The organism is Polaromonas sp. P1_E1_2 (assembly GCF_056406035.1).
In genome coordinates this window covers 1-1,174 of the sequence record NZ_JBFUAZ010000889.1, presented here as the reverse complement: position 1 = coordinate 1,174, position 1,174 = coordinate 1, and the positions used below count along the sequence as shown (strand labels likewise).

The following is a 1,174-nucleotide window of genomic DNA, read 5'->3' as shown; positions in this document are numbered from 1 at the left end:
CGACCACACCCCATCGAATCAGCAGCAACCCAAAAAAGCCCCTCTCAACCAACCCCAAACCCCAACATTCGATAATCCCAAAATGCAGATAGAAGAAAAGCCCCCAGGAAACCCTCCCTTCGAAACTCCCTACGCCTGGATAGGCGGCGAAGAGCGCGTCAAGGCATTGGTCGAGCGCTTCTACGACCTGATGGACCTGGAGTCCGGCTACACAGCCCTGCGCGCCGCGCACRGCAGCACCCTGGACAACGCCCGCCAGCGCCTCTTCTGGTTTTTATGCGGCTGGCTGGGCGGGCCGCAGTACTACACCGACCGCTTCGGCCATCCGCGCCTGCGCATGCGCCACATGCCGCAACAAACCGGCGGCGGCTCGATCGGCATTGCCGAGCGTGACCAGTGGCTGGCGTGCATGGACCAGGCCATGCGTGAAACCGGTGTCGATGAAGCGCTGCGCATGCGGCTCAATGCGTCGTTTTTCCAGACGGCCGACTGGATGCGAAACAGGGGCGAGTGATGATGCAGCGTCCCGGTGCAATGCCGGGTCGCCGAATGCTATGAAAAATATAGCTGTTCGCGCCCGACTGCAAAGGGCTGCGGCCGGTATTGATACTCGCTAGATGGCGTATCGGCGCCGGCCGTGAGGCAGCACGTTGTGAAGCCACATGCGCTCACGGATGTGTGCCCGTAGCGAGTTGGCCGACAAATCATCCGGGTGATCCTCACCGCGATTGCGCGCGGCTTCTGCTGCCTTGGCGGGTTCGGGTTGCCTGTCTTTCTGGATGAAGTTGGTTTCCCTGAGCACATGGCCGCGCACAAAATCTCCCTGCCCGTCAATTTCGTCATACCAGTACACCGACGTCACGTGGGTTTCACTGGCTTCCACCTTGATGTCCCTCTGGACGATCCGGTGGCCATCTTCAATGCCAAGTTTTTTCCTGTGCAGCGCATTCATCCAGACAACTCCTCTTTGTTTTTAGTAAGGCGACTCTAACGAGATGAGACGCATTGCGCGGATGCGCCTGACAACTAAAGAAGGGGTCGGCGGTTTATTCCACAGGCCAGTGGTCTGRGGCCAACGGAAATGAGCATTCGTTCACATCCATGGCGGCTCGTTCCGGATTTGCCAGGCTCGAGAGCGGTGTCGGACTCGTCTCTGCATCGAGAGAGTCGGGCG

At 59.3% G+C, this 1,174-nt stretch carries 2 protein-coding genes; one reads left to right on the top strand and one right to left on the bottom strand.

Annotated elements, in window-relative coordinates; genetic code table 11:
• Window positions 1-82 precede the first annotated feature (82 nt).
• The gene (locus tag AC1D1P_RS23820; RefSeq protein WP_477674714.1) at window positions 83-514 is read left to right on the top strand and encodes a group II truncated hemoglobin; all 432 of its coding nucleotides are present in this window, start codon (window positions 83-85) and stop codon (window positions 512-514) included.
• Between the two features lie 99 nt (window positions 515-613).
• On the opposite strand, the gene AC1D1P_RS23815 is transcribed toward AC1D1P_RS23820, so the two are convergent.
• A complete protein-coding gene (locus AC1D1P_RS23815; RefSeq protein WP_477674713.1) occupies window positions 614-952 on the bottom strand; it encodes a hypothetical protein in 339 nt (112 codons plus the stop codon).
• Between the last annotated feature and the right edge of the window lie 222 nt (window positions 953-1,174).

Excerpts from the sequence above, each read along its gene's own strand:
- AC1D1P_RS23815 (WP_477674713.1), bottom strand. The coding sequence starts at position 952 with ATGAATGCGCTGCACAGGAAAAAACTTGGCATTGAAGATGGCCACCGG.